We start from the raw sequence: 17,221 nt of genomic DNA, 5'->3' as shown, positions 1-17,221 counted from the left end.
TGTATTTGATTAAAAAGCTTTAGGTTAACAGTTGATTATATTCGGTGTTTGGTATTTTAGTTTCACATGGGAATTACTATATTAGCCGTATTAAGCAATCAATTATATCTTACCAATTTATAGAGTAACCATGGCATTAGAAACGCGAGTTTATCAGAAAGAACGTACCCTGAAATTTGGTAAGCTTTTAAGTGCTAGTTTAAAGGATATGGTTCAGTCGCGCTTTTTAGCACGGCAATTGGCGGAACGTGACATCAAGGCATTGTATAGACAATCGTATTTTGGTGTTGTTTGGGCTTTTATCACACCATTGGCAACAGCTATTGTATGGATATTTTTAAATAATAGTGGTACTATTAAACTTTCAGATACCGGTGTTCCTTATCCGGTTTATGCTTTTTCAGGTACTTTAATTTGGTCTATTATTGTGGCTTCAATTAATTCGCCCATGCAGAGCACACAAGCAGCAAAAGGCATTCTTACTAAAATTAACTTTCCTAAAGAGGCTTTGTTGCTGTCTGGTATTTACAAGTTGTTATTTGATAGTTCTATTAAAATTGTGCTTTTGGTTCTATTTGTATTTCTTTATGGGGTTGGTTTTCATTGGAGTTTACTCTTGTTTCCGGTTGCTATTTTAGGTGCGATACTTTTTGGTACAACCGTAGGCTTGTTTTTAACGCCAATAGGTCTGCTTTATAAAGATATTGGTAAGATTATTACATTTGGCATGCAGTTTTTAATGTATGTCACGCCTGTCGTATATGCTATTCCAAAATCAGGTGTTATGAAAACCCTTATGGAGTGGAATCCCATTACTTCTATTATTTTAACAGCTCGTGATTTGGTTGTAGGGTTTACACCCGCATATTTAACGTATTTTATAATTGTATTGTTGGTTTGTTTGCCTTTGTTGTTTTTAGGGCTTATAATTTACCGTATATCTATACCAATTATAGTGGAGCGTTTGAGTGCTTAAGAAAGTGAGAAGTGTAGTTTGGAGTATGAAAAGCGAATTTAGTGAATAGAACAGATGTCTAACAATAAAGAAATAGTAACGCCTAATGAGGTTCTTGTTGAGGTTAAAGGCCTTGGTAAGAAATTCTGTAAAGACCTTAAAACCAGTTTATGGTATGGTGTTAAGGACTTGGTAGCAGGTATAGGTGGTTCGCAGGAAGACCGGTTGTTACGTCCTAAAGAATTTTGGGCCGTACAAGATATTAGTTTTGAATTGCGACGCGGTGAATGTTTGGGTTTAATAGGGCATAATGGTGCTGGAAAAAGTACTTTACTTAAAATACTGAATGGGCTTATTAATCCCGATGCAGGTAGTGTAACCATTAAAGGTCGTGTAGGGGCATTGATAGAGTTGGGTGCCGGATTTAACCCCATACTTAGTGGGAGGGAAAATATTTATAACAACGGGGCTATTTTAGGCTTTAGTCGTAAGGAAATAGATACGAAACTAGAAGATATTATTGCCTTTGCAGAACTAGAAGAATTTATAGATATGCCTGTGCAGCATTATAGTTCAGGGATGAAAGTTAGGTTGGGTTTTGCGGTCGCCGCACAAATGGAACCGGATGTACTTATTATTGATGAGGTTTTGGCTGTGGGAGATTTGGGGTTTGTACTGAAATGTTTTAAAACTATTGATACCATTTTGCCTAATACGGCTATAATATTTGTGAGTCATAGTATGCCGATGATATCTCGAATTTGTAGTCAGGTCATCTTAATGGAGCACGGTTGTGCAAAGTTTCAAGGACAAGAAGTGGGTAAGGCTATTGATTTATACTATACACGTTTTGCTAATAATAAAAGTAATGTTGTATTAGACGATGGTAGTTTGGTTTTGAACAAAATTGAAATACTAAATAAAAAAAACTTAAATGGTGTTGCTCAAATAGCATGGGGGAGTGACCTGACACTTGATTTAACTTTTAAGAATAATACTTTAAAAGAAATACCGCTTTTTAATATAACCATTTTTGACAAAGAACAACGTCCTGTAGCATTATTGGAACCTAATACAGAAAAATCTGATATTGCTTTTTCTACTAATGAGCTTCAATTTAGAATTACACATAAAAATTTACAACTCTCAAAAGGAGTTTATAGTATTAATGTTTCCGTGAATAACATGAAAAGTAAGGAGCCCTATTTAAGAATTAATGGGGTTTTGGATTTTCAAATGACTAATGAATCAGAGACTTGGCCGCCATTTTTATTAGAAGCTAACTACGCAGTGATATAGGTTATGAGTTTCTTGAAAAAAAATAAACAAAAAATATTCTGTATTGGTCAGAATAAAACGGGGACGACCTCTTTGGAGACTTTTTTTAAAGACCATGGTTATAGTGTGGGGAATCAACGCAAAGCAGAATTACTTATTGATGCGTATATAAATAGAGATTGGAAGCCTATTTTAAATTACTGTAAAACAGCTCAGGTATTTCAAGATATTCCATTTAGTAATGATTATTTATATGTTTTATTGGATCATTATTTTCCTCATGCTAAGTTTATTTTAACTGAACGTAGCACTTCTGAAGAATGGTATAACTCTATAACAAAATTTCATAGTAAACTTTTTGGTAAAAATGGAAGGGTTCCAACTAAAGAAGATTTGCAAAACGGAACGTATATTTATAAAGGTTTTATTTGGAAAACTTTTTATGAAAAATATGGTGAAACGGTTGGTGATATTTATAATAAAGAAAAATTAATTGGTATTTATGAAACCAGAAATAAGGGTGTTAAAGATTATTTTAAAAATAAAAATAATTTATTGATACTTAATGTTTCAGAAGCAGACAGTGTTACAAAGCTTTCTGATTTTATAGGGATAACACCAAAATACACCACATTTCCTTGGGAAAATAAAACTAATGGCATAAAATGATAAACGTCACAAAAACATTTTTACCACCACAAGCCGAGTATCAAGCCATTTTAAAACAGGCTTGGGATACCGGTTGGATGACCAATCGCGGTGTTTTGGTCAAAGAATTGGAAGGGAAATTACAAACGTATCTTGGAACACCTAATATTATAGCTATGACGAATGGCACTTTGCCTTTACAAATAGCTATAAAGGCTTTAGGTTTGCAAGGTGAAATTATTACCACGCCCTTTAGTTATGTAGCAACCACTTCTAGTATTGTTTGGGAAGGTTGTACCCCTGTTTTTGTAGATATTCATCCAGACTATTTAACCATAGATGAAACGAAGATAGAAGCTGCAATTACTAATAAAACTACAGCCATATTGGCAACCCATGTATTTGGCAATCCATGTAACATTGAAACCATTGATAGTATTGCAGAAAAATATAACTTAAAAGTAATTTATGATGCGGCACATTGTTTTGGTGTGACTTATAAAGGGCAATCTATTTTTAATTATGGCGATGTGAGTACCTGTAGTTTTCATGCGACAAAGCTGTTTCATACCGGAGAGGGTGGCGCTTTATTTTGTAAGCCCCAATATTTTGAAACCATGTTTTCGCATCATAATTTTGGACATGATGGACCAGAGGCTTTTCAAGGTTTAGGGATTAATGCCAAAATGAGCGAGCCACAGGCTTCGATGGGGTTGGCTGTGTTTAATCATTTAGAAGCCATTTTTGACAGTAGAAAAAAGGTGGTAGAGTATTATAAAAGGTTATTAGGTAATACTTCTTTGAAACAATTGCAGTTAAGAGAAGGTACTGAATGGAATTATCATTATTTTCCTGTAATCTTTAAAACAGAAAATCAATTGTTACAAGTTGTTCAAGCTTTAGAAACACAATCAATTTTGCCTAGACGCTATTTTTACCCTTCGTTAAATATAATAAATTATGTAAATGGCAAAGAAATGCCAATATCCGAATCTATAAGTAAACGTGTTTTATGTCTGCCATTATATGTAGGTTTAAAAACAGAAGAAATTGATACAATTATAACTATTTTAAAAGAGTACGTATGAAAGTAGCTATTATGCAACCCTACTTTATGCCATATCTTGGGTATTTAGCACTTATAGATCATGTAGATAAGTTTATTTTGTTTGATACCTCTCAGTTTATTAGGCATGGTTGGATAGAAAGGAATAAGTTGTTGAAACTTGATGGAGATACCATGTATTTTAAAGTGCCTTTGGTTAAACATAAACGAGATACAATAATAAAAGATGTTTGTATTAATAATACATTGAATTGGCAGCAAAAAATAATTTCTCAATTAGATCATTATAAGAAAAAAGCACCTTATTATAAAAATGTGTTAGCAATGCTTCATCAAATTTTTGATGAAGAGTATACTTCCATTGTACATTTGAACAAGAAAGCATTACAGGTACTTTGTAATTATATTGGTATCACAACACCTATTTCTGTTTGGTCTGAAATGAAAGTAGAAATAGAGGAAGTTAAAGCGCCAGACGAATGGGCGCTACAAATTTGTAAAGCTTTAAAGTACGATGCTTATGTGAATTTACCTGGCGGACGTTCATTTTTTGATGCGCAAAAATATGAAAAAGAAGGAATCTCCTTAAGTTTTCTAGAAATTGAACCAACAGAGTATAAACAGTTTTCTAATGTATTTATGCCCTTTTTATCAATCATAGACGTTTTAATGTTTAACGGTAAAGAAGAAGTAAAAGAAATGTTAAACCAATATAAATTGATATGAATAAAATAGCTATACATAGTGTGCCGCGCAGTGGGTCTACTTGGCTAGGAAATATTTTTAATAGTCATTCAAAAGTGACTTTTAAACTTCAACCACTATTTTCATATGCTTTTAAAGGTGCTATATCTCCAAGTGCAACAAAAGAGGATATTAATAGCTTTTTTAAAAAAATACAAACCTCTGAGGATAGCTTTATAAATCAAACCGAAGGTATAGAGAAAGGAATTATACCTGTTTTTAGAAAAGATGAAAACCCTACACATATATGCTATAAAGAAGTAAGATATCATCATGTGTTAGAAAATATGTTAGCAAAGAATGATGAGTTTAAATTGATTTTATTGATACGAAATCCTTTAGCTGTTTTGTATAGTTGGTATAATGCTCCAAAAGAGTTTAGAAAAGAAAAAGGATGGGTATTTGATGAAGAATGGCTTAATGCTGCAAAAAAAAACTTAAATAAACCAGAAGAATATAATGGATATGAAAAATGGAAAGAGGCTACAAGGTTATTTCTTGAATTAAAAAAACATTATTCAAATCGTGTTTGTATAATTAATTATTCCGAATTACTTGCGGATACAACTAACATAATAAAAGAGTTATTTGTATTTTCTAATTTAGAGTTTACTAAGGATACAGAAGAGTTTATAGCTAAAAGTACTTCTGTTAATCATGAAAATGCGTATTCTGTGTATAAGAAAAAAACAAAGGATAATAATTGGCATGAATTGCCAAGTCATATAATAGATTATATTCAGAAAGATCTAAAAGACACTGAGTTAGAAGTGTTTTTAAAGGAGTATAGCGTTTAATAAATATGAAAGGAAAAGAACTAGTTCATATATATCCAAATAAGGTTAATTCGCAAGAAATTTTAGTATCTGTTATTGTCCAGACTTATAACCATGAACAATTTATTGTCAAGTGTTTGGATAGTTTGTTAATGCAAAATACTAATTTTCCTTATGAAATATTACTTAGTGAAGATGACTCAAGTGATGAGACAAGGAAAATTTGTATAGAATATGCCGAGAAATATCCAGAAACGATTAGGCTATTTCTTCATGATAGAAGAAATAATATAAAAATAAATGGCAATGCAACTGGGCGTTACTGTTTGTTGTGGAATTTAAAACATTCCAAAGGCAAATACATTGCTTTATGTGAAGGTGATGATTATTGGACAGATCCTTTAAAGTTACAAAAGCAGGTTGATTTTTTGGAAGTAAACCCTAAATACGTTCTTTGCTTTCATAAGGTTAGAATACTAACTATTGAAGATGGGATTGTGGATGATTTTATTACAGAAAAAAAGTATGATAAAATTGAGCAGTTTCCCATAACACAGCATACTTTATTTAAACATTCCAATTTTATACATACCCCTTCCGTGGTATTTAGAAACGTTTTAAAGGAATTTCCTGTAGAGCTACAACTGAGTCCTGTAGGCGATTACTTGTTATATTTTATTTTGTCGAAACATGGATTCATGCACCGTATAGATGAGGTTATGGGGATTTATAGATATGGGCAAGGTGTGTACTCAAAGCTATCAGCAAAAGAGAAGAATATAATAGGGAGACAGTTTCAAATATGTTTATTATCTTATACCGATTCTGATGAAATTAAAAAAGATATTATAAAAAATATGTACATAAAGGTTAAGTCCTCAGAGAATAATAATATTCAAAATTATACAGTGAAAGGCTTGTTTAAAGTACTATTTAAAAGAATTGTTGGATGGTTAAAGCGCTAAAAAAACAAATCAAAAAGAAGATTTTCGATTTCTATGAAAAGCAAAAAAGTTTTTACTTTAGGCAAGAAGGTAACTGCCCGTGTTGCGAACAAAAAGTGTCTTTTATAGCTAGAAACTCTTGGTTGCGTGATCATTTTAAATGTAATAATTGTGGTAGTATTCCAAGAGAGCGCGCCTTAATGCTTATTATAAAAAAGGAATATCCTAATTGGCAAGATTTAACTATACATGAATCTTCCCCTGGAAATAGAGGACATAGTAAGTTGCTAAGGCAAAAAGCAAAAAACTATACCGAAACACAGTTTTTTGTAAATGCCACCTTAGGGAGTACAGTAGATGGAGTGAGAAATGAAGATTTAGAACAACAAACCTTTAAGGATGCTAGTTTTGATTTGGTTGTTACCTCAGATGTTATGGAGCATATATACGATCCAGAAAAAGCCTTTCAGGAAATTTATAGAACACTAAAACCAGGAGGAGCACATATATTTTCGGTACCCATAATTAATAAACATAAACCAACTCAACGTTGGGCAAATAAAAATACAGATGGGAGTCCAAACTTTTTATATACCCCAGAATGGCATGGTAACCCCATAGATAAAAAAGGGTCTCCCGTAACCTTTCATTGGGGGTATGATATTAAGGATTTTATAGTAAAACATACAGGAGCTTTTTGTGAAATTGTATATATAGATGATCTTAAAAATGGAATTAGAGCAGAGTATATTGAGATAATTGTAATGAAAAAACTATAAAAATGACATCAAAATTACGAGCAATAGCTTTTGTTTTGCCACAGTTTCATCCAATACCAGAAAATGATGTCTGGTGGGGAAAAGGGTTCACCGAATGGACAAATGTGACCAAAGCAAAGCCTTTATTTGAAGGTCATTACCAGCCTCATTTACCTACAGACTTGGGTTTTTATGATTTGCGTTTGCCTGAAGCGAGGCAAGAACAGGCCAACTTAGCAAAGGATTACGGTATTGATGGGTTTTGTTATTATCATTATTGGTTTAATGGAGAACGTTTATTAAATCAACCTATAGATGGTATGTTGGAACAGAAAGATTTGAATATGCCATTTATGTTATGTTGGGCAAATGAAAATTGGACGCGTAGATGGGATGGAAAAGAAGAAGACGTTTTAATGCAACAAAATTATAGTTTAGAAGATGATATGGAGCACATGCGTTGGCTATGCAAAAACGTATTTTCAGACTCTAGATATATTACTGTAGATGGTAAACCTGTTTTTGTGATTTATAGACATAATTTGTTTCCAAACATAAAGGAAACTATAAAATTATGGCAAGAGATAGCGGTAAATGAATTTGAGTTTAAAGGTTTATACTTGTGCTTTGCTGAAAGTTTTGGTGAGAAAGCAGATCCCAGTGACTTGGGGTTTGATGCGGCTATAGAGTTTTCACCACATGCAGTTATTAAGAACAAAATAAAAAATAATAAAAAAGTGTCCGTTTTAAGCAAGCTTAAAAAGAAAAGACCTTCTTTAAATGTAGATATTAGAGATTTTGAATTGGGGGTGAAGAATTGTATAGAGCGCCCTTTGCCTGATTTTAAGCTATATAGAGGTGTAACTCCTTCGTGGGATAATACTTCTAGAAAAAAGGAAAACTGGGTTGTGGCAAAAGGGAGTAGTCCTGAGTTGTATTTTAAGTGGTTGAAACATGTAGTTGATCATTTTAAACCTTATTCAAAGGATGAGAATTTTGTTTTTATTAATGCGATGAATGAGTGGGCAGAAGGAAATCATTTAGAACCATGTATTAAATATGGTAGAGCTTATTTAGAAGCTACTAAAAAAGCATTAACCAATTGAAACCAAAAGTCTCTATAATAATACCTAATTACAATCACGAATTGTTTTTACAACAACGGTTAGATTCTGTATTAAATCAAACGTTTCAAGATTTTGAAGTGATTTTACTGGATGATGCTTCTACAGATGGGAGTATAGCGCTATTAAATTCTTATAAAAACCATCCTAAGATAAGTCATGTTGTTTTTAATACCGTTAATTCTGGTAGTCCATTTATGCAATGGCAAAAAGGGATAACGCTGGCACAAGGCGAGTATATATGGATTGCCGAAAGTGATGATTATTGTGACTTAAATTTTTTGGGAACCTGTTTAAAAACCTTGGATGATGATGTGGGAGTTGCATATGTGCAAAGTGTAGATGTAGATGAAGATGGTCATGGACTTTCACATAGAATAGAGTATACACAATCTTTTAATCCCAATATTTGGAAAGCTAATTTTAAAAAGCAAGGAATTAATTTTATCGCAGAATATTTCTCGGTAAAAAATGTAATACCCAACGCTAGTGCCGTTGTTTTTAAAAAAGAATTAGTCCTTTCTCATTTTTGGAATGAAGTATTATTAACTATGAAGATGTGTGGCGATTGGTTTTTTTGGATACAGTTAGTTAGTAATACTAATATTGCATTTATTAATAAGGATTTAAACTTTTTTAGACACCATAATCAGGTAAGTAGAAATCATTTTAATAGCAATAAAAAAAAAGTGCGACTGATAGAAGAATCTTTAATAAGACAATATTTGAAGGAGAAACAAGGGATTAACAATAAAGTAATGAATAATAAGTTGTTAGTTAACTGGTTTAAATTGCATACAAAGAAAGACTTATTTAAAAGAAGTTTTTATAGACTACACCCTTCTCTTTTTAAAAAGGTTGTATTCGCTTTTCAGTTTATTTGTTTTAAACTAAAAAAATACTAGTAAATGAATATTGCTATTTTCACACCAAGCCAAAACCCATATTCTGAAACTTTTATTCAGGCACATAAAAACTACCTTAAAGGGCAAGTGTTTTATTATTATGGAGGAAGGGGACGTATTCGGTTAGAAGGAGAGAACTCTTTAGTTTCTAAATGGGCGTTATTGAGATTACGTTTGGTTCGTAAAATAAAAAAGTATTCCTTTTCTTATATAAATGAAGAGGCAGTGCTTGCTTCATTAAAAGAAAAGAACATAGATGTTGTTTTAGTGGAGTATGGTACGCATGCTTTTAATATGAAAGATGTATTGGTTAAAAGTGGTTTGCCTGTAGTAGTCCATTTTCATGGTTATGATGCTAGTGTACATACAGCAATTAAAGCTTGTAATGATTATAAGGACGTTTTTAATTACGCTACAAAAATAGTTGCTGTTTCTACAAAAATGAAGCAGATGTTATTAGGTCTTGGTTGTCCTAAGGAAAAGCTAGTGTATAACGTGTATGGTCCTCAACCAGAGTTTGAAGCTGTTACACCAACCTTTGCAAAAAAACAATTCATAGGTATAGGTCGTTTTACCGATAAAAAAGCACCTTATTATACTATTATGGCTTTTAATGAAATTGCCCATAAACATCCCGATGCACATTTGTTGTTAGCGGGTAGTGGCTCTTTAATGAATGTATGTGTTAACTTGGTTAAACAGTATCAATTAGAAAAGCAAGTACAATTTCTAGGTGTGGTTACTCCAGAGGCTTATAGAGTTTTGTTGTCAGAATCATTGGGTTTTGTGCAACATTCCATTGTAGCTGCGAGTGGTGATATGGAAGGGACACCTTTAGCTGTACTAGAAGCTAGTGTATCAGGATTACCTGTAATTGCTACTAAGCATGCAGGAATACCAGATGTGATTATAGATGGAGAAACCGGTTTGTTATGTGAGGAGCATGATGTTCACGGTATGGCGAACAACATGTTACAACTTATGGATGATGTGGAATATGCTAAAAAATTAGGAACATCAGGGAAGCAGCATATTTTAAGAAATTATAATATAAAACGTCATATTGAGAGTTTACAAAAAATCTTGAAAGAGACAGCTGATTTTAAGCACACAGCAACTAGTTAAGTAATTACAGGGTTTATAATTTTCTTATAACAAGCTTGATAATCATGTAGGTAAAGGTGTACGTATTTCTACGTATTTTTTTGTTTTGGCGTACAACTAATAAAAAAAAATGCTAACTTGGGGTTAATCAACTGCAATTCAGTTGTTTGTGTTGTTTAAATTCCTGAGCCTATGAAACCTACTAAACCTACCAAACGTTCAACATCCACTAAACGTACTAAGGCTACAAAAACAAAGCAAGTCCTTAAGCAGTCCCAACCCGAAGCTTTACAGGCTTTTCTGTCTAATAATCCAGAGGTGATCCGTAATGAGGAATGGCTTACAACAGATGAGGTTGTCAAGCATCTTAATATTAGTAGGAGTACCATTTACCGCCTTCGTAAAAAACGCGTCTTGCCCAGTTTTGTATTAGGACGTATTCCGATGTATCCTAAAGTTTTGCTGAATAAAGTTATGTTACAACGCGCTATTAATAGTTTAAAGAAAGAATGAGTTTTTATGGGACAAGTTTTTCACCAGGCACCATTAACCACTCACTACTTACTATCCATTTCTCACAAATAAAAAAAACGCATCAAAGTAAAATTTACTTTTCTGCGTTTTTTAATAACCACCATAGGGGGTTAGGTTAATGTTACAGTTCCTAAATAGCTGCTTGTTGCTGCCAGTTTGGTGTCTGGTTTATTAAATGCAGCCCATATTTCTACGTCCTGCCCCGTCCAATAAGCGGGTAGTGAAACGGATGCTGATGTAGCATCGCGTGTATCTACTGCTAGGTTGGAATAAAACTCATCCAGTCCCGGGGCAAAAACCACCACCATAAAATCATCAAACGCCGAGGCATTTCCTTGACCGCTATTATCGACCCAAGTAAAATTCAGGGTCTGTCCTGCGGCAGCTGCTACAGCACCGGCATCTATGCCACGTAAATCCCCTTTACTAATTAACACTTTGGTGTAATCTATAGCAAATCCCAATCCGGTATCTATAACCGCTTCGGTAATATGGTACGAGGTGGCTAAATTGTAACGGGATTTATCACCTTGTTTATTACCAAAGTACAAATCCAGTACGGGGACTATAGGTGTTAGGAATTGAATAACCGTTTTAAATTTTTCACGTTGTTCCAATTGTTTTACCGATGGGGTGTAATTACCCCGTGTTGGTAAACTGCGCATGATGTTTTTACCTCTCCAGCGCGACCCTACTACGTTGCCTACTTTACCGGAAAAACCGCCAAGTATGCCTTTGTCAAATGTTGCCATAATTCAAAAATTTATGATTAATAATACCTCAAGCTACTGCCTATTAAGCTACCAAACAAGAGGTTGAAACGTAGTGATTACTAGTGATGTCATAAAGTGTGTTGTGAACGAAATTAAACAGCTATGAAACAAGAAGACCTCTGCTGAACTCTACTGATTTAATGTGAACGACAGAGACACAGCCTGACAAGAACGCCGCGTTTTTGAGGTGGTTTCTTCGAGTTTTCTTCGGGATTCCTTCGATAGCGCTTTGGGTGTATATGCTAAAAATGGACCCATTTCCGAAGCCAAGCAAACTTAAACCAAGATTTCACCACGCACCACGCTTCACTCATTACCTATCATTCATTTATCAAAGAATAAATTCCCTATATTAGCCCAGCTATTAAAAATGTAAAGATGTCTGCTACACCATTGGTGTCTATAATTATACCCACTTATAATCGTGCCCACTTAATAGGGGAGACTTTAGACTCTGTGCTGTCACAAACTTATACCAACTGGGAGTGTATTGTGGTGGATGATGGTTCTACAGATGCAACTAAAGAGATTGTGACGGCATATACAGAACAAGACGGACGTTTCCAGTATCATAAAAGACCGGAGAATCATTTGTCAGGTGGTAATGGAGCTCGTAATTATGGGTTAACCTTGGCTAAAGGAACGTATATTAATTGGTTGGATAGCGATGACTTGTTCGCTCCTGAAAAACTTGCAAAACAAATAGAGGTATTGCTTTCGAGTAATGCTAATGTAAACGTATGTCTTGGTGTTTTTTTTAATGTTTTCCCTGGCGATGTTAAAGATAAATATTGGTCCAAACATGAAGCTATCTCCAAAAGTGTTTTTGATGCATTGGTAACACAACAGATACGTTGGCAAACAGGAGCAGTATTATGGAATAGGTGTTTTTTAAATAACTATTCATGGGATGAAAGCCTGAAAGGAGGACAAGAGTGGCTTTTTCATATTTTACAAGCGTTACATATTAATGATGCTAATTTTGTTTTCATGGATGACGTATTACTATATATTAGAGACTCTAATACGTCTATAACAAGAGATGCTCCATTAGATAAAAGATATTCTAATTATTTGTTAGCAAGAATCAGGCTATTGGATGTTTTACAAAAGAAAGATAAAGCTCTGTTTCAAGCCTATTTTTATGCCACCTACAGGTATAGTATTCGTTATGTAAGAGAGCTAATAAGCGCGAATAGATTTTCTATAATACATGTCTATGGTAAATTTTTATGGCATGTTTCTATTATTACAGGTATAAAGTTTTATTTTGGTGCTATTATTTATAAACTATTTAAGGTGGATTATTTTTTAAAACAAACGGTTTTAAAAGTTAAAGAGTAACGAATATTTAACCAATGTTATTTATTATAACTAAAGGAAATAGGTATTAAAATGTCAGTACAAACTAAATTAACAAAACTAGCCGTAATAGCCAGAAATCCAGAAATACTTTTAGGTAAAAAGGAGTATTTGTTTGTGGTGAGTCATATGCGCAGTAGGTCAACTGTTTTGTGTCATATTTTAGGAAATAACCCAGAGGTTTGTGGGTATAAGGAGCTGCATCGTTCTTATAAAAATCAGTTATCACTAATTAATATGCAAATTGAACTGGTAACCGATTTAAAATGTAAGCTTACAAATAAATACCTGCTAGATAAACTGTTGCATAATACTCTGATATCTGATGAGATTTTAGCTAAAACACAACCCAAAATTCTTTTCTTATTAAGAGAACCCGAAGCTACTATAAAAAGTATTATTAATATGGGAGCTAAAACGGGAGTTGCTTGGTATTCAGATGTAGAAAAAGTAACAGCTTATTACTGTAATAGGTTACTTCAAATGGAACGCCTAGCAGACAGATTAGGAAAGGATTATTTATTTGTAGAATCTGATGACCTAATAGAGGATACGGAAACAACTTTACAAAACATAACAGATTGGTTAGGTTTAAAAACACCTTTAAAGGCATCCTATAATACTTTTAAAGATACTGGTGTTAAGGGGTTTGGAGATCCATTAGAAAATATAAAATCTGGTGTTTTAAAAGCAACAAGAGGGTATGATACTATTGAGGTACCTAAAGAATTGTTGGCTAAGGCGAAAGAAGCTTATGAAAAATGTAATGATTCACTATTGCATACTTAATTTTATAAAACGACTATTTACCCATGACTGGAATTAGTATTATTGTATGTTGTTATAACAGCGCAAAGCTCTTACCTGAAACTCTAAAGCATTTAGCAAAACAGGAAGTTTTAAATACCCTAGCATGGGAAGTTATAGTTGTAAATAATAACTCAACCGATGGAACTGAAACAGTAGCTGTAAAAGTATGGCAGTCTTATGGTTGCCCCACTAAATTACATGTGATTGATGAGCCTAAACCAGGGTTGTCTTATGCGCGAGAAGCAGGAATGTGCGCAGCAAAGTACGATTTGTTTTTATGGTGTGATGATGATAATTGGCTTTGTGATACTTATGTGCAAACAGCGTTTGATATCATGGAATCACGAGATGATATTGGTGCTTTAGGGGGGTGGTGTGAAGCTGCTTTTGAAAAAGAGAAACCAACATGGTTTGACCAACAAGCACGTTATTTTGCAGTGTCTCGGCAAGGCAAAAAAAGTGGGGATATTACAAGTAAAAAAGGTTGTGTATATGGAGCGGGTATGGTATTGCGTAAAGTTCATTGGTTGCAACTACAAGCCTTAGGATTTACATATTTACTTAGTGACAGGGTAGGTAAACAGTTAAGTTCTGGCGGGGATACCGAATATTGCTATGCTTTACGTTTATTAGGCTATAAAATATGGTTTGATGAGCGTTTGTATTTTACTCATTTTATGGCAGAAGGTCGACTAAGTTTAGATTATGTGTCTCAAATGCGAAAAGCAATGACACATTCTACTTTTATGTTGTGGCCTTATAAAGATCTTTTAAATAATAAAGAACAAGATAAATTAGACTTTTTTATAAGTGTTTTTAAAGGTTTTCCGTTGTTGCCAATTAAAAAAATAGGCGCTTTATTGTTAGGGAGTTATGAACAAAAGGAAGTAGCTAAACTTTATTTTAGAAATGTTTATAAAAGACTCTTCTGTTATGTTAATTATAGGAGCAATATGAGTGTTTTAAAGACTTGGAAGCCATAAATTCTTGTTTATTTAAAATTTTATGTATGCCTATTAAAAAAGTAGCTTTTATTGTTAAATATTTTCCAAGTATATCGGAGACCTTTATTGTAAATCAAATAAACGGATTACTGGATGCTGGTTATGATGTAGAATTATATGCATATCAAAAGGTAGAAGCTAAAGTTATACATGAGAGCTTAAAAAAATATAATTTATTAAATAGAGTACATTATTTTAAAAAACCACCAACTTCTAAGTTGTCACGTTTTATTTTGTTTTTTAAATGGATTTATGTGCATTTTTTTAAAATAAATTGGACATTATTTTTTAAAACTATTAATGTATTTAAATTTGGAAAGGAAGCTTATACCTTAAAGCTTTTTTTTGAGTCTCAATGGTTTTTGTTGTCTTATGACTTTAATTTAATACATGCCCATTTTGGTATGAACGGAAATCGAATAGCAAGGTTAAAGTCTTTGGGGATTTTACCTAATGCTATAAAACTTATAAACACATTTCATGGCTATGATATGTCACCAGAACAGATATGTACTTATCATAAAAAATATGAAGATTTATGGAAGCAGGCAGATGCGTTTACTGTAAATACACCGTATTTAGAGAATTTATTAAAACAAGTTAATGCTAATAATAAACCTTGTTATATTTTACCTGTTGGGTTAGATACTTCTTTTTTTGATAAGGAAGGTTTACAAGTAAAAGAAACCGATTTTTTTGATTTGGTGTTTTGTGGAAAATTAATTGGTTTAAAAGGGCCAGATATAGCAGTTTCTGTGGTTAAAGCATTACATGATAAAGGTTATTTGCAAGTTCGTTTACATATTGTTGGTGTTGGAGAAATGCAAGAACGTTTAAAAAATCAAGTTTTAAGTTTTGGTTTAGAACGAAGTGTGTTTTTTCATGGTTCTCAATCCCAACTATCATTAAGAAAGTGCTTTGCGGATGCAGACGTCTTTATTTTACCGGGACGACATGATGTAGATACAGGTAGAGCAGAAACCCAGGGGTTGGTAGTGCAAGAAGCACAAGCCATGCAGTTGCCTGTAATAGTAAGTGATGTTGGAGGTGTAAAATATGGTTTGTTACCAAATGAAAGTGGATTTGTAGTAAAAGAAGGAGATGTAGATGGCTTTGTGGAAAAGGTAGAACAGCTAATACTTGATTGTGATTTAAAAATGAAAATGGGAAATAAGGGAAAGGATTTTGTGAAACAACGTTATGCTAATGACATTTTAGCATCACAGTTAGTAGATATTTATAGTGATTTTAAATAAGGCCTTAAATTTAATGCGTGTTTATAGAAAAGGAATACTTAACTGTAATATGTTGTTCAAGCGTTTATTTGTTTACGTTTTTAAGGTAAGTTAATACATAAAATATTACTTTTAACAAGAATTATAGAAGTTTTAAGGGGGTGAGTAAATCAAGAGAAAATTATATTCTTACAAAAGAATGGAAAAGACATGGTACGTATTCTGGATATGAATGTTTGATAGATTTTTTAGGTGTACCATTCATACAAATAAAAGGATTTTTTCTGCCTTATAGAATAGCTCATTTTTTTGGGAAACGTACTAAATTAAAAAATTATAAAGGAGAAACAGTAGCCAAAGAATGGCAAATTTTAAAACAGATAAAAGCCCACAAAACAGTTCACGTTTTATATGGAGATATGGATTTTTATTATTTACAATATTTAAAACAATTTCCTTTTAATACACATGCCACAAAAACAGTAGCAACATTTCACCATCCACCAACAGAATTAGAAAAACGCATGCAATATGACAGGCATCGTGTGTTGGGTAGTGTAGATAAGATAATAGTAATGGGAAGGAATCAAATTCCTTTTTTTAAAAAGTATACCAATGCCCAAATACGGTTTATACCTCATGGTATTAATTTAGATTATTTTACTTTAGATAAAGAAAAAGTGAGAGTTAATACTGTTCTTTTGATAGGGGTTTCTCATAGAGATCATCAAAGAAATATAGCTATAATTAAAGAGACAAATAGATTAGTTAATGTTCGTTTTTTAGTTATAATAAGTGCCGAGTATGCTTATTTATATGAAGGACTTCCGCAAGTAGAAATTCTTACAAATGCCATATCAGACACCGATTTGTTGACGTATTATCAAACCTCTAAGGCGGTTTTACTGTCCTTAACCGATTGTACGGCATCTAATACTATTCTAGAGGCCTTGGCATGTGGTTGCCCGCTAGTTGTAAATAATGTAGGAGCAGTTAGGGACTATATACCTATGTCCAGTGGCGTACCAATTTTTGAATCAGATGCTATTTTAGATTCTGCTACATATATTAAAAGGCTTATAGAGGATGTTGATTATTTGAAAAATATAAGTAGTTTACAGCGGAAATTGGCCTCAAACTATGATTGGAAAATAATAGCTAAACAAACAGAAGACTTTATACATCAAGAATGTAATTAATT

General features: G+C 33.0%; 18 protein-coding genes. 17 read left to right on the top strand and 1 reads right to left on the bottom strand.

All coding sequences use genetic code 11. The features are described from left to right. The first annotated feature begins 130 nt into the window (after nt 1-130). The 12 genes from ACW5R3_RS10470 to ACW5R3_RS10415 all read left to right on the top strand — a co-directional run bounded on the left by ACW5R3_RS10470 (nt 131) and on the right by ACW5R3_RS10415 (nt 10,815). Nucleotides 131-976 (top strand): ABC transporter permease, encoded by an 846-nt coding sequence (locus ACW5R3_RS10470; RefSeq protein WP_456576965.1) that lies wholly within the window; start codon nt 131-133, stop codon nt 974-976. A gap of 54 nt (nt 977-1,030) precedes the next feature. Beyond that, nucleotides 1,031-2,254 (top strand): ABC transporter ATP-binding protein, encoded by a 1,224-nt coding sequence (locus ACW5R3_RS10465; RefSeq protein WP_456576964.1) that lies wholly within the window; start codon nt 1,031-1,033, stop codon nt 2,252-2,254. A 12-nt stretch (nt 2,255-2,266) separates the two neighbouring features. After that, nucleotides 2,267-2,902 (top strand): sulfotransferase, encoded by a 636-nt coding sequence (locus tag ACW5R3_RS10460; protein WP_456576963.1) that lies wholly within the window; start codon nt 2,267-2,269, stop codon nt 2,900-2,902. Then, nucleotides 2,899-3,969, top strand: a complete 1,071-nt coding sequence (locus tag ACW5R3_RS10455) for a DegT/DnrJ/EryC1/StrS family aminotransferase (RefSeq protein ID WP_456576962.1) — start codon at nt 2,899-2,901, stop codon at nt 3,967-3,969. Before ACW5R3_RS10460 ends, ACW5R3_RS10455 begins: the two co-directional genes overlap by 4 nt. Next, nucleotides 3,966-4,673 carry a WbqC family protein gene (locus ACW5R3_RS10450; RefSeq protein ID WP_456576961.1) on the top strand — a complete coding sequence of 236 codons (708 nt, stop codon included), beginning with the start codon at nt 3,966-3,968 and terminating at the stop codon, nt 4,671-4,673. The genes ACW5R3_RS10455 and ACW5R3_RS10450 overlap by 4 nt, the downstream gene beginning before the upstream one ends. Then, complete coding sequence (locus ACW5R3_RS10445) at nt 4,670-5,488, top strand: sulfotransferase domain-containing protein (RefSeq protein ID WP_456576960.1); 819 nt, start codon at nt 4,670-4,672, stop codon at nt 5,486-5,488. Before ACW5R3_RS10450 ends, ACW5R3_RS10445 begins: the two co-directional genes overlap by 4 nt. Nucleotides 5,489-5,493: 5 nt before the next feature. Then, nucleotides 5,494-6,432: a glycosyltransferase family 2 protein gene (locus tag ACW5R3_RS10440; RefSeq protein ID WP_456576959.1), complete on the top strand. Its 939-nt coding sequence runs from the start codon at nt 5,494-5,496 to the stop codon at nt 6,430-6,432. Then, nucleotides 6,417-7,190, top strand: a complete 774-nt coding sequence (locus tag ACW5R3_RS10435; protein WP_456576958.1) for a class I SAM-dependent methyltransferase — start codon at nt 6,417-6,419, stop codon at nt 7,188-7,190. The genes ACW5R3_RS10440 and ACW5R3_RS10435 overlap by 16 nt, the downstream gene beginning before the upstream one ends. Before the next feature lie 2 nt (nt 7,191-7,192). Next, complete coding sequence (locus ACW5R3_RS10430; protein ID WP_456576957.1) at nt 7,193-8,275, top strand: glycosyltransferase WbsX family protein; 1,083 nt, start codon at nt 7,193-7,195, stop codon at nt 8,273-8,275. Next, complete coding sequence (locus ACW5R3_RS10425; RefSeq protein ID WP_456576956.1) at nt 8,272-9,198, top strand: glycosyltransferase family 2 protein; 927 nt, start codon at nt 8,272-8,274, stop codon at nt 9,196-9,198. The genes ACW5R3_RS10430 and ACW5R3_RS10425 overlap by 4 nt, the downstream gene beginning before the upstream one ends. Nucleotides 9,199-9,201: 3 nt before the next feature. Continuing rightward, the gene (locus ACW5R3_RS10420) at nt 9,202-10,323 is read left to right on the top strand and encodes a glycosyltransferase family 4 protein (RefSeq protein ID WP_456576955.1); all 1,122 of its coding nucleotides are present in this window, start codon (nt 9,202-9,204) and stop codon (nt 10,321-10,323) included. A gap of 171 nt (nt 10,324-10,494) precedes the next feature. Continuing rightward, nucleotides 10,495-10,815, top strand: a complete 321-nt coding sequence (locus ACW5R3_RS10415) for a helix-turn-helix domain-containing protein (protein WP_386113356.1) — start codon at nt 10,495-10,497, stop codon at nt 10,813-10,815. Between the two features lie 131 nt (nt 10,816-10,946). Here the strand turns inward: ACW5R3_RS10415 and ACW5R3_RS10410 are convergent, their stop codons facing one another. Next, a complete protein-coding gene (locus ACW5R3_RS10410) occupies nt 10,947-11,501 on the bottom strand; it encodes a DUF6266 family protein (RefSeq protein WP_456576954.1) in 555 nt (184 codons plus the stop codon). A 486-nt stretch (nt 11,502-11,987) separates the two neighbouring features. Here ACW5R3_RS10410 and ACW5R3_RS10405 point away from each other — a divergent pair, with 486 nt between their 5' ends. From ACW5R3_RS10405 to ACW5R3_RS10385, 5 genes are all read left to right on the top strand, one after another. Next, entirely contained in the window at nt 11,988-12,953 is a 966-nt protein-coding gene (locus ACW5R3_RS10405) for a glycosyltransferase family 2 protein (RefSeq protein ID WP_456576953.1), read from the top strand. Between the two features lie 51 nt (nt 12,954-13,004). Then, complete coding sequence (locus tag ACW5R3_RS10400; protein WP_456576952.1) at nt 13,005-13,760, top strand: sulfotransferase family protein; 756 nt, start codon at nt 13,005-13,007, stop codon at nt 13,758-13,760. Nucleotides 13,761-13,783: 23 nt separating this feature from the next. Next, nucleotides 13,784-14,764: a glycosyltransferase gene (locus tag ACW5R3_RS10395; RefSeq protein WP_456576951.1), complete on the top strand. Its 981-nt coding sequence runs from the start codon at nt 13,784-13,786 to the stop codon at nt 14,762-14,764. Nucleotides 14,765-14,790: 26 nt separating this feature from the next. After that, nucleotides 14,791-16,041, top strand: coding sequence for a glycosyltransferase (locus ACW5R3_RS10390; protein WP_456576950.1), 1,251 nt, complete (start codon nt 14,791-14,793; stop codon nt 16,039-16,041). Between the two features lie 140 nt (nt 16,042-16,181). Next, nucleotides 16,182-17,219 carry a glycosyltransferase family 4 protein gene (locus ACW5R3_RS10385; protein WP_456576949.1) on the top strand — a complete coding sequence of 346 codons (1,038 nt, stop codon included), beginning with the start codon at nt 16,182-16,184 and terminating at the stop codon, nt 17,217-17,219. Nucleotides 17,220-17,221: the final 2 nt, after the last annotated feature.

The organism is Algorimicrobium bowmanii (genome assembly GCF_054031195.1).
The sequence above is the reverse complement of the archived record's forward strand: the minus strand, read 5'-3'. Positions and strand labels throughout refer to the sequence as shown.